This is a genomic window from Candidatus Protofrankia californiensis (assembly GCF_900634765.1).
Lineage (GTDB): Bacteria > Actinomycetota > Actinomycetes > Frankiales > Frankiaceae > Protofrankia > Protofrankia californiensis.
In genome coordinates this window covers 1-481 of the sequence record NZ_CAAAFT010000129.1, presented here as the reverse complement: position 1 = coordinate 481, position 481 = coordinate 1, and the positions used below count along the sequence as shown (strand labels likewise).

1 protein-coding gene is annotated in these 481 nt (G+C 72.3%); it reads left to right on the top strand.

From position 1 onward, the window contains the following. A partial coding sequence (locus tag DD1DGNOD_RS07775; RefSeq protein ID WP_283234668.1) for a malic enzyme-like NAD(P)-binding protein occupies positions 1–481 on the top strand: 481 nt, incomplete at both ends.

The window sequence follows — 481 nt, the reverse complement described above, 5'->3', positions numbered from 1 at the left end:
CCGTACGGATCGTCACCAGCGGGGCGGGCGCGGCGGGTACGGCCATCCTGCGCCTGCTGCTGCGGACCGGTGCGGGCCGCGCGGGCGGCAGCGTGATCGCGTCCGACATCGGTGGGATCATCTCGCCGGCCCGCGGCGATCTGGACGACAACGGCCGGTGGATCTGCGAGCACACCAACCCGGACAAGATCTCAGGGACGCTGCGTGACGCCCTGGCCGGCGCCGACGTGTTCATCGGCGTGTCCGCGCCGGCAATCCTGACCGGGGCGGACGTGGCGACCATGGCCGACGACGCGATCGTCTTCGCGCTGGCCAACCCGGACCCCGAGGTCGACCCCGCGGACGCCCGCACGTACGCGGCGATCGTCGCGACCGGCCGCTCGGACGAGCCGAACCAGATCAACAACGTGCTCGCCTTCCCCGGCGTCTTCCGCGGGCTGCTGGACTCCCGGGCCCACGACATCACCGAGGACATGCTCCT